17 protein-coding genes are annotated in these 23,447 nt (G+C 63.3%); 7 read left to right on the plus strand and 10 right to left on the minus strand.

Annotated features, from left to right (window positions below):
- Positions 1-61: 61 nt before the first annotated feature.
- Both alaS and BLR25_RS11685 read right to left on the minus strand, forming a co-directional pair.
- Entirely contained in the window at positions 62-2,677 is a 2,616-nt protein-coding gene (gene alaS, locus BLR25_RS11680; RefSeq protein WP_091937798.1) for an alanine--tRNA ligase, read from the minus strand.
- Positions 2,678-2,834: 157 nt separating this feature from the next.
- Complete coding sequence (locus tag BLR25_RS11685; protein ID WP_245715537.1) at positions 2,835-4,136, minus strand: extracellular solute-binding protein; 1,302 nt, start codon at positions 4,134-4,136, stop codon at positions 2,835-2,837.
- A gap of 220 nt (positions 4,137-4,356) precedes the next feature.
- Between BLR25_RS11685 and BLR25_RS11690 the strand changes: the two genes are divergently transcribed.
- Together BLR25_RS11690 and BLR25_RS11695 are read left to right on the plus strand one after the other, a co-directional pair.
- Entirely contained in the window at positions 4,357-4,731 is a 375-nt protein-coding gene (locus BLR25_RS11690) for a hypothetical protein (protein WP_091937803.1), read from the plus strand.
- 106 nt (positions 4,732-4,837) lie between these two features.
- Entirely contained in the window at positions 4,838-6,286 is a 1,449-nt protein-coding gene (locus BLR25_RS11695; protein ID WP_091937805.1) for a DEAD/DEAH box helicase, read from the plus strand.
- 48 nt (positions 6,287-6,334) lie between these two features.
- Here BLR25_RS11695 and BLR25_RS11700 read toward each other — a convergent pair whose 3' ends face one another.
- Positions 6,335-7,213 (minus strand): HDOD domain-containing protein, encoded by an 879-nt coding sequence (locus BLR25_RS11700; RefSeq protein ID WP_091938054.1) that lies wholly within the window; start codon positions 7,211-7,213, stop codon positions 6,335-6,337.
- Between the two features lie 139 nt (positions 7,214-7,352).
- Here BLR25_RS11700 and BLR25_RS11705 point away from each other — a divergent pair, with 139 nt between their 5' ends.
- Positions 7,353-7,925 carry a cob(I)yrinic acid a,c-diamide adenosyltransferase gene (locus tag BLR25_RS11705; protein WP_091937807.1) on the plus strand — a complete coding sequence of 191 codons (573 nt, stop codon included), beginning with the start codon at positions 7,353-7,355 and terminating at the stop codon, positions 7,923-7,925.
- Positions 7,926-7,949: 24 nt separating this feature from the next.
- Here BLR25_RS11705 and BLR25_RS11710 read toward each other — a convergent pair whose 3' ends face one another.
- Positions 7,950-8,822 (minus strand): decaprenyl-phosphate phosphoribosyltransferase, encoded by an 873-nt coding sequence (locus tag BLR25_RS11710; RefSeq protein ID WP_218122721.1) that lies wholly within the window; start codon positions 8,820-8,822, stop codon positions 7,950-7,952.
- 10 nt (positions 8,823-8,832) lie between these two features.
- Positions 8,833-9,912 carry a 3-deoxy-7-phosphoheptulonate synthase AroG gene (aroG, locus tag BLR25_RS11715; RefSeq protein WP_091937809.1) on the minus strand — a complete coding sequence of 360 codons (1,080 nt, stop codon included), beginning with the start codon at positions 9,910-9,912 and terminating at the stop codon, positions 8,833-8,835.
- A gap of 132 nt (positions 9,913-10,044) precedes the next feature.
- On the opposite strand from aroG, the gene BLR25_RS11720 reads away from it, so the two are divergent.
- Positions 10,045-10,683 carry a LysE family translocator gene (locus BLR25_RS11720; protein WP_091937810.1) on the plus strand — a complete coding sequence of 213 codons (639 nt, stop codon included), beginning with the start codon at positions 10,045-10,047 and terminating at the stop codon, positions 10,681-10,683.
- Positions 10,684-10,761: 78 nt separating this feature from the next.
- Here BLR25_RS11720 and tldD read toward each other — a convergent pair whose 3' ends face one another.
- From tldD to BLR25_RS11735, 3 genes are read right to left on the minus strand one after another with little or no spacing between them, the layout of a single operon-like run.
- Positions 10,762-12,222, minus strand: coding sequence for a metalloprotease TldD (tldD, locus tag BLR25_RS11725; protein WP_425438691.1), 1,461 nt, complete (start codon positions 12,220-12,222; stop codon positions 10,762-10,764).
- A gap of 20 nt (positions 12,223-12,242) precedes the next feature.
- On the minus strand, positions 12,243-13,079 hold the full coding sequence (locus tag BLR25_RS11730; RefSeq protein ID WP_091937811.1) for a carbon-nitrogen hydrolase family protein: 837 nt from the start codon (positions 13,077-13,079) through the stop codon (positions 12,243-12,245).
- Positions 13,060-17,058, minus strand: a complete 3,999-nt coding sequence (locus tag BLR25_RS11735) for a YhdP family protein (RefSeq protein WP_091937813.1) — start codon at positions 17,056-17,058, stop codon at positions 13,060-13,062. The genes BLR25_RS11730 and BLR25_RS11735 overlap by 20 nt, the downstream gene beginning before the upstream one ends.
- A 147-nt stretch (positions 17,059-17,205) precedes the next feature.
- Here BLR25_RS11735 and glnE point away from each other — a divergent pair, with 147 nt between their 5' ends.
- Together glnE and BLR25_RS11745 are read left to right on the plus strand one after the other, a co-directional pair.
- A complete protein-coding gene (glnE, locus tag BLR25_RS11740; protein ID WP_091937815.1) occupies positions 17,206-19,944 on the plus strand; it encodes a bifunctional [glutamate--ammonia ligase]-adenylyl-L-tyrosine phosphorylase/[glutamate--ammonia-ligase] adenylyltransferase in 2,739 nt (912 codons plus the stop codon).
- A 10-nt stretch (positions 19,945-19,954) separates the two neighbouring features.
- On the plus strand, positions 19,955-20,833 hold the full coding sequence (locus BLR25_RS11745) for a Dyp-type peroxidase (RefSeq protein WP_245715538.1): 879 nt from the start codon (positions 19,955-19,957) through the stop codon (positions 20,831-20,833).
- A 49-nt stretch (positions 20,834-20,882) separates the two neighbouring features.
- Here the strand turns inward: BLR25_RS11745 and mscL are convergent, their stop codons facing one another.
- Both mscL and BLR25_RS11755 read right to left on the minus strand, forming a co-directional pair.
- Positions 20,883-21,308, minus strand: a complete 426-nt coding sequence (gene mscL / locus BLR25_RS11750) for a large conductance mechanosensitive channel protein MscL (RefSeq protein ID WP_091937817.1) — start codon at positions 21,306-21,308, stop codon at positions 20,883-20,885.
- Positions 21,309-21,350: 42 nt separating this feature from the next.
- Positions 21,351-22,508 (minus strand): pyridoxal phosphate-dependent aminotransferase, encoded by a 1,158-nt coding sequence (locus BLR25_RS11755; protein WP_176785862.1) that lies wholly within the window; start codon positions 22,506-22,508, stop codon positions 21,351-21,353.
- A gap of 174 nt (positions 22,509-22,682) precedes the next feature.
- On the opposite strand from BLR25_RS11755, the gene BLR25_RS11760 reads away from it, so the two are divergent.
- Positions 22,683-23,417 (plus strand): flagellar brake protein, encoded by a 735-nt coding sequence (locus BLR25_RS11760; RefSeq protein ID WP_091937819.1) that lies wholly within the window; start codon positions 22,683-22,685, stop codon positions 23,415-23,417.
- Positions 23,418-23,447 lie beyond the last annotated feature (30 nt).

Here is a 23,447-nt window from a genome sequence, read left to right on the forward strand (position 1 = left end):
GAAATGAAAAAGAAACGGCCACCGTTCCCGGTGGCCGTCGTTTTCTCATGGCATCAAACGCCTAGAGCTTCTGCTCGACCCAGGCCCGGACAGCAGCGAGCGCAGCCGGCAACTTCTCGGGCTCGGTACCGCCTGCCTGCGCCATGTCGGGACGACCGCCGCCCTTACCACCGACCTGCTGGGCGACGAAATTGACGAGCTCGCCCGCCTTGACCTTGCCGGTCAGATCAGAGGTCACGCCGGCAATCAGCGTCACCTTGCCACCTGCCGTTGCCGCCAGCACGACGATCGCGCTCTTGAGACGGTCGCGCAACTTGTCTACGGCCATGCGCAGCGCATTGACATCGGCATCCTCGAGCACGGCAGCGACGAGTTTCGCCCCCTTGACCTCGACGGCACCGCTGATCAGCGCTTCGCCCTGCCCGGCGACCTGCTTGCTCTTGAGCAACGCAATCTCGCGTTCGAGCTGGCGCACCTGATCGAGAATCGAATAAACACGCGCATGCACGTCGCTGGGCTGAACCTTGAGCGTGCCGGCGACCCCGCCGAGCGCTGTTTCCATGCCCTGCATGTACGCCAGCGCGACATCGCCCGTGATCGCCTCGACCCGACGCACACCGGCGGCAACGCCGCCTTCGGCGACGATCGAAAAGACACCGATGTCCCCCGTGCGCCGCACGTGCGTCCCGCCGCACAACTCGCGCGACGAACCGATATCGATCACCCGCACTTCATCGCCGTATTTCTCGCCGAACAGCATCATCGCGCCGAGCTTCTGGGCTTCGGCAATCGGCATGACGCGATGCTGGCACTCGACGTTCTCGAGGATTTCGGCGTTGACGATCTTCTCGACACGATGGATTTCGTCGTCGGTCAGCGGCTGGTTATGCACGAAGTCGAAGCGCGTCTTGTCCGGATCGACCTGCGAACCTTTCTGCTGCACGTGCTCGCCGAGCACTTCGCGCAAAGCCTTGTGCATCAGGTGCGTTACCGAATGGTTGCGCATCGTGCGCTTGCGCGCCAGAGTATCGACCTTGGCCGTCAGCGCATCGCCAACCTTGAGCGAGCCCGTCGTCAGCACACCTTGGTGACCGAAGACGGCGGCCTGAATTTTCTGCGTATCCTCGACGGCAAAAATGCCTTGCGCCGACTGCAGGATGCCGCGGTCACCGACCTGGCCGCCCGACTCCGCATAGAACGGTGTGTGATCGAGCACCACCGTGCCGGCATCGCCTTCGTTGAGCGCCGACGCGACGACGCCATCCTTGTAGAGCGCGAGCACCGTGGCGCGCACTTCCAGCGACTCGTAGCCGTGGAAAACCGTTTCGGCGCCGCTGTAGTCGAGCGCTGCCGACATCTTGAACTTGCCGGCGGCACGCGCCTGTTCCTTCTGGCGATTCATCGCCGCCTCGAAACCGGCGGCATCGACGGTGACGCCACGTTCGCGACAGATGTCAGCGGTCAGATCGAGCGGGAAACCATAGGTGTCATGCAGCTTGAACGCCGTCTCGCCATTGAACACGCCCTTGACGCCAACCTCGACGAGTTCGGCCTCGAGAATCGCCATGCCGTGCTCGATAGTCGAAAAGAAGCGGTCCTCTTCCTGCTTGAGCACGTCCATGACGCGCTTTTCGCCGGCGACGAGTTCCGGATACGCCGCGCCCATCTCGGCAACGAGATCGGGCACCAGACGATGGAAAAAGGCCGCGCGCGCGCCAAGTTTGTAGCCATGGCGGATCGCCCGGCGGATGATGCGGCGCAGGACGTAACCACGCCCCTCGTTGCCCGGAATGACGCCGTCGGCGATCAGGAACGAGCAGGCACGGATGTGGTCAGCCAGCACCCGCAGCGACGGGCTGGTCATATCGGCATCGCTGGTTTCGCGCGCCGCCGCCCGGACCAGGTTGGCGAGCAGATCGATGTCATAGTTGCTGTTGACGTGCTGCAGCACCGCGGTGATCCGTTCCAGCCCCATGCCGGTATCGACCGAAGGCTTGGGCAGCGGATGCATGACGCCGCTCTCGTCGCGGTTGAACTGCATGAAGACGTTGTTCCAGATCTCGATGTAGCGGTCGCCGTCTTCGTCGGGCGATCCGGGCGGACCGCCGGGGATGTGTTCGCCGTGATCGTAGAAGATCTCGGTGCAGGGGCCGCAGGGACCGGTATCGCCCATCATCCAGAAATTGTCGGAGGCATAGCGCGCGCCCTTGTTGTCGCCAATGCGCACGATGCGCTCGGCCGGAACGCCGACCACCTTATTCCAGATGTCATAGGCCTCGTCGTCCTCGGCATAGACCGTCACCCACAGGCGTTCCTGCGGCAGCTTGAAGACGACAGTCAGCAACTCCCAGGCATAGGCAATCGCGTCGCGCTTGAAATAGTCACCGAACGAGAAGTTGCCGAGCATCTCGAAGAAGGTGTGATGGCGCGCCGTGTAGCCGACGTTCTCAAGGTCGTTGTGCTTGCCGCCGGCGCGCACGCACTTCTGCGACGTCGTCGCCCGGACGTAGGGGCGCTTGTCGAACCCGAGGAAGACGTCCTTGAACTGGTTCATCCCGGCGTTGGTAAACAGCAGGGTCGGATCGTCGTGCGGAACCAGCGAACTGGACGCAACGATCTGGTGCCCCTTGGACTCGAAAAATTTCAGGAATTTCTCGCGGATTTCAGCGCTCTTCATCGGATATGCCCTGCGATGTGCTTGATTTCAAAGAATCGGCGATTTTAGCACCGAATCCCGTGATTACCGAAGCTTGCAACGCGGCCTTGCCCCTTCGGAAAATCACAAAAAAACCCGCCGGGATCGGCGGGTTTCGAACGAACCGTATGACCGGAGCTTACTTGCGTTTCGCGCGTCCGTCCGAGAACGCACGCAAGGCCGAGGACGCCCGCGCCACGGCATGGTCGAGCGCTTCCTTGGCCGGCTTGCGATTCGCCCAGACGGCATCGAGTTCTTCCTCGAGGATGCTGCGCACCGGCTCCAGTTGGGCGACACGCAGCTTCGGCGCGGCCGGCTTGCCGCCCAGCTGGTTGAAGGCTACGCGCACCGCGGCCATGTCGGCCTGCAGCAGGCGGCTGCCCGCCGTCGCCCGCGCCACCGAAGTGAGCGGCAGGAAACCGTCGACCGCCGTCATGGCGATCTGCACTTCCGGCCCGAGCAGGTAGTTAACGAACTTGGCAACACCCTTGGCCTCGGCCGGCTTGAGATCGCCGGACACCCAGAGCGAGGCACCATCGGCCAGCGTATTCTTGGGCGAGCCATAGACATCGTCGTGGTACGGCAGCGGCGCAACGCCCGCCTCGACCGTCTTGCTCTCGACCAAGGACGGGAACAGCGAGGACGAACTCGTCAGCATCGCGCATTCGCCGCTGGCGAAGCGGCGGTCCGCCTCATCCCGATGTCCGAAGGTGTGGAAATACTTCGCCTTGTGCCACGACGCCATCATCGCCACATGCTTGATCTGGACAAGGCCGTTGAACACCGGCGTGCCTTTCGCGTCGCCAACATCGACGCCGCTCCAGGCGCTCATGTTGTCAAGGAAGACCCAAACCGGCCACGAGGTCGTGAAAGGGCAACGCTCGCCCGACTCGAACAGGCGCCCGGCGACATCCTGCATCTGTTCCCAGGTTTTCGGCGGCGCTTCCGGATCGAGCCCGGCTTTGCGGAACGCGGCCTTGTTGATGTAGAGCACCGGCGTCGAGAACGCCAGCGGCAAGGCCATCAACTGCCCCTTGGCATCGGTCAGCCCCTCGCGCAACTCGGGCGAGAGCTTATTCACGTCGAACGGCTCCTTGGCCGCCTTCATGACCTCGTGCAGCGGGCGGAAACGCACCTTCTGCGCGACGAAACGCGCCTGTTCCTCGGGTGTCACCAGATTCAGCTGCTTGGGCACATCGCCGGAAACACGACGCACCAAGGTCACCTGCGCGTCCTTCTGCATGCTGTTGAAGCGCTCGATCAAGGGCTCCAGCCGTTCGGCGCGCTCTTCGTCGAGCAAATGGGAAAATTCGATCTTGACCGGAGAAACCACGGCCGGCGCCGCCGGAGCCGCCTTCGCCTTTTGCCGTGCGGGCGCCGCATACAGCGGCATCGCTACGATGATGGCGCCGAGCGCCATCCACATCGGAGTCTTACGCATTACCGTTCCTCGAAAAGCAAAGGCGAAATTATAGGAGCATGAACGCCGCGTTGTCTCCACACCGATCGAAAAAAGGGGGATAGAGTGCGGACGACCGTCGCCGCAGCCATCGGCAACGACGCTGCGGCCCCCATCCGGAAGGCCCTTGCGTCATCATGCCTAGTGCCCGGTTTTTGGTTAGAATGCGGCATTCGCGATTTCTTTCTAGACGGGAACTATCGTGCCAGACCACCTCGGCCGTGCGTTGCGCCACACGCTGCTTGTCGGAACCGTTCTTTTCGGTCTGACGGCTTGCGACATGGTCCAGCAAAAACTCGGTCTCGAGGACCCGGTGGCCAAGGCCGCCAAGGCCGATGGCGAAGGCCGCGCCGTCGGCGGCGCCTGCCGCCAGTCGGGCCGCGCGATCGAAGACTGCTACTCGATTTACTCCTGGCTACCGAAGGCCTCGATCTACGAAGGCTGGCGCGACATGGACGCTTATATGCGCGACAACAAGCTCGAGACCGTCGAACCACAGTTACCGCCCCCGCCGCCACCTGGCGTCAAACGCAAAGCCGCCCCCGCCGCAGAAGCGAAGCCCGCCGACAAGCACTGACCCCCACCAATTGCGCAAACGCCGCCGACACCGCCGCGGGCCGGCGCAAACGTGTATAATCCCCAGTCTATGCTATTGATTCCACGATTATTTGCAGGCGCCTCCGATGCGTTTTGACGAACTCGGGCTTGCACCCGACCTCCTGAAAGCCGTTTCCGAACAAGGCTATACCGAGCCGACGCCGATCCAGGCGCAAGCTATTCCCATTGTTTTGACCGGCAAGGACCTCATGGGCGGCGCCCAGACCGGCACCGGCAAGACGGCTGCCTTCACGCTGCCGCTGCTGCAGCGCATCCTGCCTTTCGCCAACCCGAGCCCGTCGCCGGCGCGCCATCCGGTGCGCGTGCTGATGCTGGCGCCGACCCGCGAACTGGCCATCCAGGTGTACGAGTCGGTCGTTTCCTACAGCAAATACGTCCCGATTCGCTGCTTGTGCACCTACGGCGGCGTCGACATCAAGCCGCAGATCGAAGAGATCCGCCGCGGCGTCGAGGTGCTCGTCGCCACGCCCGGCCGGCTGCTCGACCTGGTCGAACAGAAATGTCTCAACTTCGGCCAGGTGCAGGCGCTCGTGCTCGACGAAGCCGACCGCATGCTCGACATGGGCTTCATTCCCGATGTCACGCGCATCATCAATCTGTTGCCGGTGCAACGCCAAAGCCTGCTGTTCTCGGCAACCTTCTCCGACGAAATCAAGAAACTCGCCGACCGCATGCTGCAGGCACCGGTGCTGATCGAGGTCGCCAAGCGCAATACGGTGTCCGAAACGATCACCCACCGCGTCCACCCGGTGGCGGCAGACGCCAAGCGCGCCCTGCTCGTCAAACTCCTGCGCTCGGAAGAATTCAACCAGGTGCTGGTATTCACCCGCACCAAGATCGAAACCAACAAGCTCGCGCGCGAACTCCAGCGTGCCGGCATTGCCGCCGACTCGATCCACGGCGACAAGAGCCAGATCGACCGATTGAAGGCGCTTGAGGCATTCAAGAACGGGGAAACGCTCGTTCTCGTCGCCACCGACGTCGCCGCCCGCGGGCTCGACATCGACGACCTGCCACACGTCATTAATTTCGAACTGCCGCACACCCCGGAAGATTACGTGCACCGCATCGGCCGTACGGGCCGCGCCGGCAAGCAGGGCACAGCGGTTTCGCTGGTCACGGCCGACGAAGTGCAGTACCTCGTCGACATCGAAAAGTTGATCAAGAAGCCGATCGAGCAGATCGTCGTTACCGGCTTCGAACCCGAGTACGACTACGAATATCCGCCGAGCGGGCGCAAGAAACACCACCGGCACCCGCCTGCCGCCCCGGCCGCAGTGGCACCGGCACTCCGGGCACCGCGCGAACGCAGCACCGGCAGGACGCGCCAGAACACAATCGCCGCCGACGGCTTCGATTTCAGCAAGCCCTATGAATATCGCGGCCCGCAACCGGTCGCCGCGGCAACCGACACCGCCACCGGCAAAGCAGCACCGGTAACGCACGAACATCCGCACAAGCGCCAGCGCCCGCTGGCGGCACTACTCGGCGGACTCGGCCACAAGAAGTCCTGAACGACGCCACGCCCGGTCACCGCTCGGCGACCGGGTCTCAGGACCGCATCACACGGCCGCTTTGTGATAGCGCTCGAGCACGATATCGGTCAGTTCGGGCAAGGAATCCTCACCCAGACCCAATTCGTCGAACACATCGCCACACACCTTTGACCAATCGGGGGTTTCAAGGTGCTGATCGAGATGGTAATAATGGATCGCCAACTGCAGGATAGCGACCATCGTCCGTGACGCATGCATGTCCAGCCGCTCGATCTCATGGTGGTGGCGAATCGCGTCGCAGATGAAATTCGGCAATTTCCAGTACTTCCCGACCAGATAGCCGATGACGCAATGATCCGCATTGAAGCGCGCGTCTTCTTCGACCAAGTTGGCCCAACGCCCGGGCTCGTCGAGACGCATGCTCGCGCAATAGGTCGAAAAGCGCTGCATCAGCACCGGCACCCCACACTCGAGGAAAACGCCGGCCAAATACGCCTGATCGGGAAAAATATTGCAAACCGTCACGCGTTCGTCGGCGATCAGCATCGCCAACTCGGCAATCGCCTGCGAACGCGTCCAATAGGCCTCGAACGCCTTGCGGTTGTGCCGCGCCGGCAACGACGCGGACAAGGCTACCGCACGCAGGATATTGGCCGTCTGCTGCAGGCCGATCGCCTGCAACACCCGCGTCAGCGACGAAAACGGCTGGAACTCGCGATAGGCGGGGCTTTGCACCACTTTGAACAGCGTCGAGACGATGCCGGGATCCTGCGAAATGATGCGCGACAGGGTGCGCACGTCGGCAACGCCGCGGGCGAGCGCCTCCTGCAATTCCTGCAGCACGCGCGGCTGCGGCGGAATGGTCACCCCCCGCTCGAACAGCCGCTTGACGGCGCGCGCTTCGTCGCCGGAAAGATCGACGAGCAGCGATGGATCGATGGCCATATTTTCTGTATTCCTTGTCATTTCGGCGTTGGCGCCGCCTGTCAATGCGGGAATTCCGCCCTGCCGGCCGCCGACGCGCATCCGCTATAATCGAGCGTTCCGGTCCTTTCAGACCGACATTCTCCTCAGGAACACAACCATGGGCAACCGTCTTTCAAAAATTGTCACCCGCACCGGCGACGCCGGCACGACCGGACTCGGCGATGGCAGCCGGATCGGCAAGGATAGCCTGCGTATCGACGTCATCGGCGAAGTCGATGAACTCAACTCGACGCTCGGCGTCCTTCTCGCCGAGGATCTGCCCGAAGCGGTGCGTACGGCACTCACCGGCATCCAGCACGACCTCTTCGATCTCGGCGGCGAGATCTGCATGCCCGGATATACCGTCATCAGCGAGGCGCAGGTGCTCCACCTCGAAACGCTGGTCGGCGAATTCAACGCGCAACTGACGCCACTCAAGGAATTCATCCTGCCCGGCGGCACCCGCGCGGCCGCGCTCGCGCATCTCGTGCGCTCGGTCAGCCGGCGCGTCGAGCGCCAACTCGTCCGCCTCGCCAACGCCGAAGGCGTCCCGGAGATGACGCGCAAATACATGAACCGCCTCTCCGACCTGATGTTCATCCTCGGTCGCGTGCTCAACCAGGCCGGCGGACGCGGCGACGTCCTCTGGGTCAACGCCAAGCAGCGTTCGGCCACCCCTGCCGCCGAATGATGCGCTGACGGGGTAACTCGACGCTCAGGCCAGCAGGGCCACGAGCGTCAGGAACCAGCCGCCGACCGCGACCAGCAGATGCCGGTCGCGCAGGACGGCGGCGGCCGGATCGCCGCCGCCGCCGCGGCGATGCAGCAGGAACAGGTAGCGAAACATGCCATACACGACAAAGGGCACGGTGTAGATCAGCCGGGTCGTGCCGTGCATCGCCACTGTCTCGGCGCTGACGGTGTAGAGGCTGTAGCTGATGATCGCGGCGGCCGCGGAAATGCCAATCAGCTTGTCGAGCAGCACCGGGTCATAGTCGTCGAGAACGGCGCGATGGCTTCCCCCTTGCCCGTCGAGCGCGTTCAGTTCCGCACGCCGTTTGGCGAAGCCGAGGAAGAGCGTCACCATCAAGCCGCACAGCAGCAGCCACTGCGACGGCGCAATACCGACGCCCTGCGTACCGGCGAGGATGCGCAGCATGAAACCGGCGGCGATGATGAAGACATCGAGCAGGACAACGTGCTTTAGTCCGCGCGAATAGGCGACGTTCAGCACGACATAGGCAAGCACGATCAGCAGCACCGACACCGACGACGCCAGCGCCAGCACGACCGCCGCTGCCAGGCACAACGCCATCAGCATGAAGGCTTCGCCGGTTCCGACCGCACCCGAAGCGAGCGGCCGATGGCATTTTTCCGGATGCGCGCGATCACGCTCGCGATCGGAGAGATCGTTGAGCACGTAGATCGCCGACGCCGCCAGCGAAAAGGCCGCTGCCGCCAGCACCACCTGGCGTACCAACGCGGGATCGGTCCAGGCATGACCGAAGAGCAAGCCGACGAAGACGAAGCCGCTCTTGATCCACTGGTGCGGGCGCAACAACCGCAACCACAGACGCATCCGTCTCATTCCGCGCTCCTCAGCGGCTGGCCACGGCCAGGCGCCGTTCGCGCACGCCATGCGCGAGCGTCTCCAGCACGCGCAGCGAATCTTCCCAGCCGATGCAGGCATCGGTGATGCTCTTGCCATATTCGAGCGGACGTCCGGGCGCGAGATTCTGACGCCCCTCGACGAGATTCGACTCGATCATCACCCCCATGACGCGATCTTCGCCACTGGCCAACTGACCGGCGATATCGTTCGCGACATCGACCTGGCGCTTGAAATCCTTGTTGCTATTGGCATGTGACATGTCGATCATCAGCCGCGCCGCCAGCGCCGCCGAGGCGATTTCACGTGCTGCCGCATCGACATGCGCGGCATCGTAATTGGGCGCCTTGCCGCCGCGCAGGATGACGTGGCAATCCTCGTTGCCCGAGGTCGAGACGATCGCCGAGTGACCGCCCTTGGTGACCGAGAGAAAATGGTGCGGCGACTGCGCTGCACGGATTGCATCGATGGCGATGCGAACGTTGCCGTCCGTGCCGTTCTTGAAGCCGACCGGACACGAGAGACCGGACGCCAGTTCGCGGTGCACCTGCGACTCGGTCGTGCGCGCGCCGATGGCGCCCCAGGCGATCAGATCGGCCGTGTATTGCGGCGTGATGGTGTCGAGAAATTCGGTCGCGCAGGCGACGCCGAGTGCATTGACCTCGAGCAGCAGGTGACGTGCCAGGCGCAGCCCCTCGTTGATGCGAAAGCTGTTGTCGAGGCGAGGATCGTTGATCAAGCCCTTCCAGCCGACGGTCGTGCGCGGTTTCTCGAAATAGACGCGCATGACGATCAAGAGATCCTGCTCGAAGCGCGGGATTTCGGCATGAAGCTTCTTCGCATAATCGAACGCCATATCGACGTCGTGGATCGAACACGGCCCGATCACCACCAACAGGCGATCATCGGCGCCATGGAGGATGCGATGGATCGCCTGGCGGGCGGCGAAAGTCGTCTGCGCAGCCTCGGCGCTCATCGGAAATTCGCGGAAGAGATGCGACGGCGGCACCAACTCCTTGATCTCGCGAATTCTCAGGTCGTCGGTATTTGGCTTGTTCGGCAGACTCATCGGCCTCTCCTCGTGCGTTGCACTGCTATCCGTCAAAGAAGCCGATTCTACTCGAAGATCGCGCCCTCGCCGCCAGTGCGGGGCACCGGGGTCGGCTATACTGGCACCACGACATAATGAGGACGCACGACAATGCAATTCTCACAATGGCTGGTTTTCTGCGGCGTCGCCCTGCTCGTCACCTTCACCCCCGGCCCGGCCGTGCTCATGGCGATCGCCAACACCATCGGCATCGGCGCCCGGCGCGCCTTCATCGCCTCGCTCGGCAATGCCGTCGGTCTGTTGATCGTTTCCACCGCAGCCATGGCCGGCATGGGCGTTGTCCTCGCCACCTCGGCCACCGCCTTCACCCTCATCAAACTCTCAGGCGCCGGCTACCTGATCTATCTCGGCGTCCGGCAATGGCGGAACCGCCATGTGCCGCTCGTGCCGGACACCGACGCCGAACCGGTGGCGCCGCGCTCGACGCGGCGCCTGTTCGCACAGGGCATGGGCGTGGCGCTGACCAATCCGAAAGCGATCCTGTTCTTCTCGGCACTCTTCCCGCAGTTCATCCGTCCCGACCTGCCGGTCTTCGACCAGTTCGCGATCCTGACCGTCACCTTCTCCTGCTGCGCGCTCTGTTCGCACCTCGTCTACATCACGCTGGCCCGCACCTTGCGGCAACAATTCGCGCGCCCTGCCCGCGCCCGTGTCTTCAACATCGCCACCGGCAGTCTCTTCGTCGTGTTGGGCATCGGCCTGCTGCGCCTGCCACGTCAGGCCGGCTGAGGAACGCTGGCGAAAATGCCGCGCGAGCAGCCCCTTGGGCCGCTCCCGGCGCGGTCATGATCGAGACGTGTTTCGGATTCAGTCGGTGCCGCCGACCGTCAACCCATCGATGCGCAGGGTCGGCTGACCGACGCCGACCGGCACGCTCTGCCCATCCTTGCCGCAAGTGCCGACACCGGGATCGAGGGCGAGATCGTTGCCGATCATCGAGACCTGGTTCATCGCTTCCGGCCCGTTGCCAATCAGCGTCGCTCCCTTGACCGGGTAGGTCACCTTGCCGTTCTCGATCATGTAGGCTTCGGACATCGAGAAAACGAATTTACCGCTGGTGATATCGACCTGGCCGCCGCCGAAATTGACCGCGTAGATACCCTTCTTCACCGACCGGATGATTTCCTCGACACTGCGCTCGCCATTGACCATCGTCGTATTGGTCATACGCGGCAGAGGAAGATGCGCAAAGGATTCACGCCGCGCATTGCCGGTCGGAGCGACGCCCATCAGGCGCGCGTTGAGACTGTCCTGCATGTAGCCGCGCAGGATGCCGTCCTCGATCAGCACGGTACGCTGCGTCGGATTGCCCTCGTCGTCGATATTGAGCGAACCGCGGCGCCCGGCCAGGGTGCCGTCATCGACCACCGTCACGCCCTTGGATGCGACGCGCTGGCCGACCCGTCCGGCGAAGGTCGAACTGCCCTTGCGATTGAAATCGCCTTCGAGACCATGCCCCACTGCCTCGTGCAGCAGGATGCCGGGCCAGCCCGAACCGAGCACGACCGGCATGCGCCCGGCTGGTGCCGGCCGGGCGTCGAGATTGACCACCGCCTGATGCACCGCCGCCCGAGCGTATTCATGCAGCATCGCGTCGGAAAAATAACTGTAATCGGTGCGGCCGCCACCGCCCGCCGAGCCCTGTTCGCGCTTGCCGCCGTCGCCCTCGACAATGACCGTAATCGACACGCGCACCAAAGGGCGCACATCTGCCGCCAGCCGCCCGTCGCTGCCGGCGACAAGAACCACCTCGTACTCGCCGGCGACATGCGCCATCACCTGCACGACACGCGGATCGGCCGCGCGCGCGAAGGACTCGAGTCGTTCGAGCAGACTGACCTTGGCGGCCGCATCCAGCGACGCCAACGGATCATGCGGCAGGTACAGCCCCGGCGAACGGCCGGCCCGCGCCGACAGCGCCTTGGTCCGCCGCCGCTGTCCGGCCGCCGCGATCGCCCGCACGGCCTTGGCCGCGTCGTCGAGCGCCGCAACGCCAATGTCATCGGAATAAGCGAAAGCCGTCTTCTCGCCGGACACGGCACGCACACCGACGCCCTCGTCGATGCTGAAGCTGCCGGATTTGACGATGCCTTCCTCCAGGCTCCAGGCCTCGGACCGGCTGTACTGGAAATACAGGTCGGCATAGTCGACGTCGTTGCGCATGATTGTCGCAAAGACCTTGTTCAGTGCCGGAACGTCGAGGCCGTACGGCGCCAGCAGGGTATTCTGGGCCTGCGTCAGCAGGGAAGGGCTATTCTCGCTCATCATTCATCCATCATTAAAACCATTTACATCACGCGGTGCGTCAACGCCGGCAGGCTCGTCCGTACGTCGGCCAGGCGCTCGTGATCGATATCGCCGACAACGACGCCTTCGCCCTTGTCGAGACGCGCCAACACAACGCCCCACGGATCGATCAACATGCTATTGCCATGCGTTTCGCGGCGATTCTCATGCAATCCGCCTTGCGCCACGGCGAGAACATAACATTGATTCTCGATGGCGCGGGCGCGCAACAGGATTTCCCAATGCGCCCGACCGGTCGTCTCGGTAAATGCAGCCGGAATGACCTGTAAATCAACGACACCGAGCCGACGATACAGTTCCGGAAAGCGCATGTCATAGCAGATGCTGAGACCGACACGGGCGAAGGGGGTCTCGAAGACCACCGGCTCGCTTCCCGGCTCGATCGATGCGCTCTCGTTGTAACGCTCGCCGGCCTTCTCGAAACCGAAGAGATGAATCTTGTCGTAACGCGCGGCGCGCCGGCCTTGCGGATCGTAGACAAGACTGCTGTTGAGCACTTTATCCGGGACGCTCGCCGCCAGCGGGATCGAACCGCCAACCAGCCAGATGCCGTGCTGGCGGGCGGTCTGTGCCAGAAAGGACTGGATCGGCCCCTCGCCATCGACTTCGCGCACGGCGGCCTTGTCACGCTCGCGCAAGCCCATGATCGGGAAATATTCGGGCAGGGCGACGAGTTGCGCGCCTTGCGCCGCCGCCTCGGCGATCAGACGCCCGGCAGTGGCCAGATTCTCATCGACGCGTGGCGTCGACACCATTTGCACTGCGGCGACGCGGCACTTGCCGGACGTCACCGGCACATCACTTTGCACTGGGTTCATTGAGCGCTCCGGAAGAAGGAATACCGGGCAAACGCGGGGCTGCGCCCGGCGCATGCAGGGTCGACTGCTTCTCGACCTTGGGATCGGCCCAGGTCCCGGTAACAAAATAATCGAAGCCAAACATCTGGTTCAGAGGATTCTGCAACACCTTGTGCGCGAGATAGGTGGCCACGCCGACCACCGGATGCACCAGTGCGATCCCCAGCGCCGCCGTACTGCCGATCTCCGGCTGGACATTGACGTTCAGGCGCTGCGTCTCATGCTTGAGATCGACCTCGCCGCGCATGACGATGCGCGCGGCCGTGCTATCGATCTGCAGACGGTCAGTGCTCATCACGCCGCGGCGGACGGCCAACTTGGCATTGATCGCGTCGAAGGCCAAGCCCTCGCTGAAGATATCGCGAAAATCGAGCGTGATCCGGCGCGGCAGGCTTTGCAGACTGATCAGACTGACCAGTTTCCCGGCGCCGGGATCGATCTTGAGGAACTGGCCCTTGGCCGCCTCAAGGTTAAATTCGCCGTCGAGCGAATTGTAGTCAAAGGCCACCGGCGACCCTTTCCAGCCGAGCCGCCCCTCCAGCCGGGCCGTCGCCGAACGGATCGCTCCCGGAAAACCGAGCCGTTCGAGCAAGGCGCCGACGTCGGTGCTATTGACCTTGAAATCGAGTTCGGTCTGGTTCTTGCCGTTCGTCGTCACCCACTGCCCGCTACCGGCAAAGACCGCGTGCGGATTGCTCATCTGGATGCGGCCGAGCTTCCACACGCCGCCTTCGTTGGACGCCAGCAACTCGAGACGACCGAAGCGGCGCGAGCCCAACTGAAAATCCTCGGCGATCACGTCGAGTCCGGGCAATTCGCGCACCGGATCGTCCGCATCGGTCTCCGGCTCGTCGCCCATCGCCGAATCGATGACGAACTGCTTGAGCCGCGCCGTCAGCTTGCCGCGACCGCTGCCGTTCCACTGCAGATCGCCGCTGATCTGGCGAGCGTTCAGGCGAAGCCGCCAGAGTTCGCCAGCGACCTGCGCACTCAGATCGACATCCTTCAGGCGTCTTCCAGAGAACACCAGATCAGGCGTCCGGATATTGATCGTATCGGGAACAAACGAGGCCCCGGAGGCAGCACCGGCACCTTTCGCCCCGCTGCGCAGGGCCGCCCGCCAAGCATCGAGATCGAGTTGCGGCAGCGTCACGCCGAGCGCTACGCCGCTTTCCGGCAAGCTTTGAGCCCGGCCGACACCGATGCCGCCACGCTCGACGACGAAGCCCTCGGCCTGTTTGCGGCGGATCAACTGCAAGGAAAGATTCTGACCGAGCGAGGCCGACAACTGGTCGCGCACGACACCGTCATCACGTACCGGACGTTGCCCGCGACGGACCGGCGCCGTCTGTAACAAGCGCTTTTCGAAGTGTAAAGGCAGGCTTTCCGCAGCCGTCTTGGCAAACGGCGCCGGTAGCGTCGATGCCAGACCGACCAGATTGGAATCGATGATGAGATCGGCATTGCGCTTGTTGATGTGCACTTCGCCCCGATAGTTCGTCGTTCCCGACAGACGCGACAACAAGGCCGTATCGCCCTGCTTGCGCAAGGCTTCGATATTGACCGCGCCCTGCGCCGCAATGACGACGCGACCATCCTTTTGCAGCCCGCCACGGATTTTCAACGGCCCGCCAAACAGGTTGGCGTTGATTTCCGGAATCCTGAGATCGCTGCCGGAGAACTGCACGCTGCCATTGACCTGACGCAAGGGCGGCAGCGCCGTGTCGACCGTCACCTCGTTGTTCTGGAAGCGATACGCGCCGTCGATCTTCGCCTCGCCGAGTTTCTTCTCGTCGAGCGGAATTTTCAGCGACAGATCGAGATGCCCGTTGCCAACCGCCTGCATGGTGTCGGTAAAGCGATCGATACGCTCGGCGACCGGACTCTGATCGATGAACTTCAGGAATTCGCTGGTTGCGCCGTCGGCCTGCCCCTTGACCAGGATGATCGGGTCCTGCGCGTCGAGATCGGGGATTTCGGCCCGCGTCCGACTGAGCTTGGCGCCGAGGATGCTGCCGCGCTGCGCGTCGACCACCATGCTCTTGCCTTCAAAGCGCAGATTGCCGTAAATACTGCTGAGCTTCGGCCAACCGTCACCGTAATCGAGGTCGACATCCTCCGCCTTGACCGTCACCAGGAAGAGTCCTTTGCTCTTGTCGACAAACGGAAAATCTTCCAGATCGCCTTTCAGCGTCAGTTTCGCCTCGCTCGCGCGCCCCGAGAGCAACGAGTCGCGCAACCAGTGCCGCGTCGCATCGCCGACGACACGCGGCATGTAGCGCCAGACGGCGCGGGCATCGGCACGCGTCAAGCTGGCGGTCAGGTCGATCGTCCCCGGCCCCTCGCCGCTATTGCGGTAACGCCCCTGCGCCGTCCCGGCGGCATCCGGCCCGGCGAATTCGACACGTGCCAACTCGGCTTCGAGACCGTTCTTGCCGATCTTCCATTGGGCACGAACGTTCAAGGCGTCAAAATCGATACGCGAGGACGGGAAGACGGTCGGCAGGTCGATACTCGACCGTTCCGATTGAATCGTCACATTGCCCCCCGTCTCGCTCGCGTCGAGCGCGCCGGAGACCCCCGTAAATCCGGGGAAATAGCCATTGGCCTTGAGGCCCATGCCATCGAAACGCGCTTTCAGCGAATAGGTCTGCAGGCGTTCGGCATTGCCGCGCCAGCGCACGCTCAGGTCGGCGACCCGTCCGGTCGGCGCGTAGTCGCCAAGCAGGGTGCGCGTCTGCGCATCGATCGGCATGCGCTCGGCAAGACGACCGAGCGCCGTCAGATCGAGCCGGCTGGCGCTCGCCTTGCCAGCCCCGAGCCCCCCCTCGGCGGCCATCTGCCAATCGACGGAAAAATCGGTCGGCTCGACGCGGATCGGCTCCGGCGCTTGCTTTCCGTGGAATTCCGGACGCGTTTCCAGCGCCACCTGGCGCCCTTTGACCGACACCATCTCTTTGTCCAGCTGCACGGAAATCCGGCCCGACAGGCGCGTCAGATCGAGCGAGGGCAGGTTCTGCGCCAGGCGGATACTGGCATCCTGCAAGGCGAGGTCGGCGGTGAGTTCGCGCACGGCGCCATCGTCGACCCCGAGCCAGGCACGCAAGGCGCCACGCCCGTGCGGCAGCGCGAAGGGGTAATCAATCCACTGCCGCCACACCGCCAGATCGATGTCGTCGATCTGCGCGAACATGGTTCCCGTCCAGTCCTCGCGGTCGTCGAGATCGCTGCCGCGCAAATCGCCGCGCACATCGATCGGGGAGGCCAGTTCGGCCGGCGGACGCGCAGTAAGACCAAAACGGTGGCTGCGACCGAAATTGTCGAGCGCAAAATTGAGCGCTTCGAGACGCAAGGGCGGTGCCTGGCGCAGCGCATCCTCCCAAACCAGCGTTGCATCGTCGATCCGGATCTTGCGCAAACCGAGAATCCAGTCCGAGACATCGACGCTGTCGCCCCCGGAACTCAAGGGAATACCGGCAATGAAAAGCTGGCCGCTCGCGTCGCGGCGCAGATTGAGGGTCGGCGAATTGATCCGCAGCAGACGCAAACGCACCTTGCCGCGCGGCACCGACCACCACGAGAGAATCGCCTCGATACGAGAAAACGCCAGCGCCGGACGACCGGCAGCATCCTTGACCTGAACGTCGAACAGGCTCAAATCGGGATTGATGCCGGACCAGCTCGCTTCGATGCGCCCGATGCTGACCGACTGACCGAGCCCCTGGCTCACCAGGCCCTCGATCAAGGGTCGATGCTGCTCGATATTCGGCAGGATGCTGTAGCGCAGGGCCAGCACCGCCACGATGAAAGCGAAATACAGGCCGCCGAACCCCCATGCCGCGGCCTTGAGCAGCCGACGAGCCCACGGGTGTGAGAGCAACGAGCACATGCGCGACAACGGCCGGCCCGACGCCGTTTGCGTCAGATCGGACACGGTCATGCCCTCACTGCCACCATGAGGCTTTGCCAATTATCGTCAAGCGTCACTAGAATGTCGCAAAAATGAACTCATCCAGGACGCCATTGTAACGGCTTTGCCCGCCCTCGCCACGCACGCCAGGAAAACGGCTCACCGACAGCCCCCCCCATGACCGACTCGACTCTCTCCGCCGCCCCGCCCGAATGGCAACCCGCCCTCGCGCACAGCTTCTATCTCCGCCAGGTGCTCGACACCCGACCCGAACTCGTCAGCTGGCTGCTCGAGCACTGGCAGGCGCCCGTCGACGCGGCGACGATGCAGGCATTCCTCGACACGTCCCCGCCATCCGACGACGAAAGCCTGAAGCGCGTGCTACGCCAGCTGCGCCAGCGCGTCATGGCGGCGCTGATCGTACGCGACCTCGCCGGCCGCGCGCCGCTCGCCGAAGTCGTCGAAACAATGACGCAACTGGCCGACATCACGACCAACGCGGCACTCGACTTCCTCCACCGCCAACTCGTCGCAACGTTCGGCGAACCGCTCGACAAGCAAGGACAAGCGCAGCGACTGCTGGTCATCGGCATGGGCAAGCTCGGCGGGCGCGAACTCAACGTCTCGTCCGACGTCGATTACATCTTCATCTATCCGGAAGACGGCGAGACGGCCGGACCGGCCGGCGGCGGACGGCGCATCGAGGTCTACGATTTCTTCAATCGCCTCGGCAAGCGGCTGATCGCAACGATCGACGACATCACCGGCGACGGCCAGGTCTTCCGCGTCGACATGCGTCTGCGTCCGAACGGCGACTCCGGGCCGCTCGTCTGCTCGCTCGTTTCGCTCGAAAACTACCTGATCACCCAGGGCCGCGAATGGGAACGCTACGCCTGGATCAAGGCCCGGGTCATGAACGCCGGCGACAACCTGCAGCCGGCCTGGGTCACCGCGCTCGACAAGATCGCCCGCCCGTTCATCTTCCGCAAGTACCTCGACTTCGGCGCGATCAACGCCATGCGCGACCTGCATGCCCAGATCCGTCGCGAAGTCGCGCGCAAGGACAAGATCGACCATATCAAGCTCGGCCCGGGCGGCATCCGCGAGATCGAATTCATCGCGCAGGTCTTCCAGCTGATTCGCGGCGGGCGGGAAAGCAGCCTGCAGGTGCGTCCGACGCTCAAGGTCCTGGCCCAACTGGTCCAGCGGCAGCTGATCCCGGCCGACCATGCACAGGAACTGACCGAGGCCTACCACTTCCTGCGCACGCTCGAACACCGACTGCAGTACGTCAATGATGCGCAGACGCACATGCTGCCGACCGGCACCGCAGAACGGCAGCAAATCGCCGTGTCGATGGGCTTTGCCGACTGGCCCGCCTTCGCCGCTGTGCTCGAAGCGCACCGGCAACGCGTCGCCCGGCATTTCGAGGCGATCTTCTCCGACCCGGAAGAAGGCGTACATCCGCTCACCGGCCTGTGGCTCGAACAGATGGACAGCGACGACGCCCTCGAAGCCGTCTCCGAACTCGGCTTCCGCCAGGCAAAGGCGATGATCGAGCGTCTGCAAGCATTCCGTCAGAGTGCCAAGTATCAGCAATTGCCGGCCCAGAACCGCGAGCGTCTCGACATGCTCGGCCCGCGCCTGATCGAAGCCGCGGCGGCGACCAAGACGCCGGACGCCACCTGGCAACGCGGACTGGCGTTCCTCGAAACCGTCAGCCGTCGCGGCGCCTATCTCGCGCTGATGCAGCAGTACCCTCAGGCCCTCGGCAAACTCGCCGAAATCGTCGGCAGTTCGGCCTGGGCCGCCACCTACCTGACACGCCACCCGATCCTGCTCGACGAAGTCCTCGATCCGCGCCTCTACGACATCGCCACCGATGCGACCGGCTTCCGTGACGGCATGCGCCAGCGGCTGTCCGAAGTCGTCGGCGACACCGAGCGCGAAATGGACATCATGCGCGAGGAGCACCATGCACAGGTCTTCCGCCTGCTGGCCCAGGACATCGCCGGCCTGCAGACGCTCGAACGGCTGGCCGACCATCTCACCGAACTCGCCGACATCGTCGTCCAGACAACGCTCGACCTTTGCTGGGAACGCCTGCGCCAACGCCATCCTCAGCCGGCGTGTGCACCGAAATTCGCGGTCATCGCCTACGGCAAACTCGGCGGCAAGGAGCTTGGCTACGGCTCGGATCTCGACCTCGTGTTGCTGCACGACGATTCTGAATCCTGCGCCGGCGAACTCTATGCCCGCCTCGGCCAGCGCATGAGTTCCTGGATGTCGAGCCAGACCTCGGCCGGACAGTTGTTCGATGTCGACTACCGTCTGCGTCCGAATGGCGACGCCGGCATGCTGGTCAATTCGATCGACGCCTTCCGCAGCTATCTGCTCGAAAAGGCCTGGGTATTCGAACACCAGGCACTGACGCGGGCACGCTTCTGCGCCGGCGATCCGGCGCTCGGCGCGCGCTTCGAAGCACTGCGCATCGAGATCCTGCGCCAACCGCGCGATCTCGCCAAACTGCGCGAAGACGTCCTCGCCATGCGCCAGCGCATGCTCGACGCACACGGCTCGAAAAATCAGGACGTCTTCGACATCAAGCAGGACCCCGGCGGCCTTATCGATGTCGAATTCATCATCCAGTATCTGATTCTCGGCTACGCCCACGCCCATGAGCGCCTGTGCGGCAACCTCGGCAATATCGCGCTGCTCGGCATCGCCGCCGATCTTGAGCTGATCCCGCACGAGCTCGCCTGGCCGGTGCGCGACATCTACCGCGAGTATCGCCGCACCCAACACGCTTTCCGACTCGACGGCATCAGCGGCAGCAAGGTCGACCGCGATGCTTTCACCCGCCAGATCGAAACCGTCCGGGCCTTGTGGACCACCGTTTTCGAGACCAACGACTAATCAAGGAGTCATGATGCCAACCGCGCAACCCGGAATCCTCGCCGCGCCGCCCGCACACGCGCGCTATCTTTCGTTTTCGCTGTCGAACCCCGACCAGATCAAGGCCTGTCTCGCCGCGCTGTCCGAGCGCATCGACGGCGAATCCACCGTCATCGGCATCGGCACCTCCATCGCTGCTGCGCTGCACGCCGACCTTCCCGGACTCAAGCGCTGCCCGGCGATCACGGCGCCCGGACTCTCCATCGAGTTGGCACCGGAGGCGCTCTGGCTCTGGCTGCGCGGCGACGACCGCGGCGAACTGCTGCACCGCGCGCGCCGACTTGTCAGCATCGCGGCGCCGGCCTTCGCGCTGGAAGAGGTCGTCGACGCCTTCAAGCACCGCGAGGGCCGCGACCTGTCGGGCTACGAAGACGGTACCGAGAACCCAGAAGGCGAGGCGGCCGATGCCGCCGCCATCGTCGGCGCCGGCGCGCTCGCCGGATCGAGCTTCGTCGCGACGCAACGCTGGCAGCACGATTTCAACCGTTTCGACGCAATGGCCTCAGCGGCGCAGGACAACGCCATCGGCCGCCGCCAATCCGACAACGAGGAACTCGACGACGCTCCCGAATCGGCCCACGTCAAGCGCACCGCGCAGGAAAGCTTCAGCCCCGAGGCCTTCGTGCTGCGCCGTTCGATGCCCTGGGCCGAAGGCATGGCCGGCGGCCTGATGTTCGTCGCCTTCGGCCGTTCGTTCGATGCCTTCGAAGCGCAACTCAAGCGCATGACCGGCGGCGAGGACGGCATCGTCGATGCACTCTTCGGCTTCACCCGGCCGGTATCCGGCGCCTACTTCTGGTGCCCGGCTCTCCATGACGGTCGCATCGACCTGACGCCGCTCGGTCTCTGACGCACAAAGGGCGGTGACCCGCCCTTTGTCGCCCTCTTGTTTTTTCCGCCTATTTCTTCAGGCTGTCGCGGATCTCCCGCAGCAGCAGCACTTCTTCGGGCGTCGGTGGCGGCGGCGCCGGCGGCTCAGCCCGCTTCAGACGAATCAGCTGCTTGACCATGATGAAGATGATGAAGGCCAGGATGATGAAATTGACAAGGATGGTAATGAAACTGCCATAGGCGAAGACCGGCACCTGCGCCTTGCGCAAAGCATCGAGCGTCATGGCGGTACCCGGCGGCACATTGCCGAGCACCAGAAACATGCCGGAGAAATCGAGCTTGCCGCCCATGATCCAGGCGATGATCGGCATGATCAGGTCGCCGACGACCGAATCGACGATCTTTCCGAACGCGCCACCGACAATCACGCCGACCGCCAGATCGACGACATTGCCCCGCATGGCAAAGGCTTTGAACTCCTGTAACAACGTCATGACACTCTCCTAGATCAACGACAAAAGGCTTTCCCCGGACGCTCAGATCCGCCGCAGCCGCTCGCCGGCCGCCGACAGGGTGCTGTCCTGCTTGGCGAAGCAGAAACGCACGACGCGATCGTCGCGCCCATCCGGATAGAAGACCGACACCGGAATCGCCGCCACGCCGACTTCGCGCGTCAGCCATTCGGCAAATTCCCGATCGGGCAAATCGGAGATCGCGTCATAGCGGACCAGCTGAAAATAGGTGCTGCGACAAGGCAGAAACTCGAAGCGCGAGCCCTGCAACTGCGCCCGGAAAAAATCGCGTTTCTGCTCGTAGAACGCCGCCAAGCCGAGATAACGGGAGGGATCGGCCATGTATTCGGCGATCCCTGCCTGGCATGGCGTATTGACCGTGAACACATTGAATTGATGCACCTTGCGAAATTCGTTCATCAGGGCGGCGGCGCCGAGTACATAACCGATCTTCCAGCCGGTGATGTGATAGGTCTTCCCGAACGACGAAACGACAATGCTGCGCGCCGCCAGATCTTCGCGGCTGATGACGCTCAGGTGTTTGCCGCCATCGAAAACGATATGCTCATAGACTTCATCGGAAAGAACGACGATATCGGTATCGCGGACGATATCCGCCAGCGTCGCGAGGTCATCCGCCGTCATCAGGCTGCCGGTCGGATTGTTCGGCGTATTGACGATGATCATCCGGGTGCGCGGCGACACCAGGCGGCGCACGCTCTCCCAGTCCGGCCGATAGTCTGGAAATAGCAGGGAAGCATAGACCGCCCGGCCACCGACCGTTTCGATCGCAGGCACGTAACTGTCATAGACCGGTGCGAAGACGATCACCTCGTCGCCGGGACGCACGAACGCCGCGATCGCCGTGAACAGCGCCTGTGTCGCGCCTGCCGTCACCGTAATTTCGGACTCCGGATCGAAACGAGCGCCGTAAAGGGACTCGACCTTGGCGCCAATGGCATGCCGCAACTCGGGCAGTCCCGCCATCGGCGGATACTGGTTCCTCCCATTCTGCATGGCCCGCATCGTCGCCTCGAACAAAGCCGGTTCAGCGCTGAAATCGGGAAAACCCTGGGACAGGTTGATCGCGCCGCACTCGGTAGCCAGACGCGACATGACGGTAAAAATCGTCGTCCCGACCCACGGCAGCTTGGAATCGATGGCCAATGAAGATGGAATCATTATGTTTACAGTAAAATAGAGGTATTGGAAGGTAATAGTGTATGGGCATGAAATGCGACAGACAAGCGCAATGCCTGCCCAACCGACGCTTCCGTTGTAGCGCGAAAGACGATTCGTCGTTACGATTCGCATAATTAGCATACTGGGCAGCTACGGGCAGCTACGATCGGACACATGAGCACCTCGCACACCGAAGACGAAATCGAACGTTGTACGCTGAGCGGACAACGCGAGGTTCTATTCCAGCTCCGCAATCTGATCAGGCTGAAGGCCCGTGTTTCCGTCACCTTTGACGAGGGACGGCATAGTTTCCTGACCGTTCTCATCGACCTCTCCGAAACAAAGAAGCTGCTCTACCTCGATGTCGGCGGCAGTCCGGAGACGAACAAAGCCTTCCTGCGCTCCGAACGCTGTCAGTTCTCGGCGATTGTCGATGGCATCCGTATCCAGTTTTCCGGACGCAGCCCGCAATTGGCCAAACTGGATGGAGAAGAAGTGCTGGCCGTAGCGATCCCGTCCTCACTGCTGCGCCTGCAACGCCGCGACGCATTCCGTCTGCAGTTGCCGTCAACCAAGCCCTACCTCTGCCGCTTCTGGCGCAACACGCCGGAAGAACTGGCCCTGCCGATCTACGATATCTCGGTCGGCGGCATTGGCATCCAGCTCGGCGAGGCACCGAAATTCGAAACGATGCAACGCGTCGAGAACTGCTGGCTCGACCTCAGGGAATCCGGCACCTTCGCGGTCACGCTCGAAATACGTTACATCAACCATTCCGAAAGCCTGACCAACAAGCCGATCTGGCACCTCGGTTGCAAATTCGTCAACCTGTCGCTCGCCAACGAGACGCAGATCCAGCGCTTCATGGCCAGGATCGAGGTCGAGCGGCGCGCCCTTTCCGCCGGCTGACGCCGGCCCGGCAACCGGCGCGCGAAATGT

This window comes from Propionivibrio dicarboxylicus, from assembly GCF_900099695.1.
GTDB classification, from domain to species: Bacteria; Pseudomonadota; Gammaproteobacteria; order Burkholderiales; family Rhodocyclaceae; genus Propionivibrio; species Propionivibrio dicarboxylicus.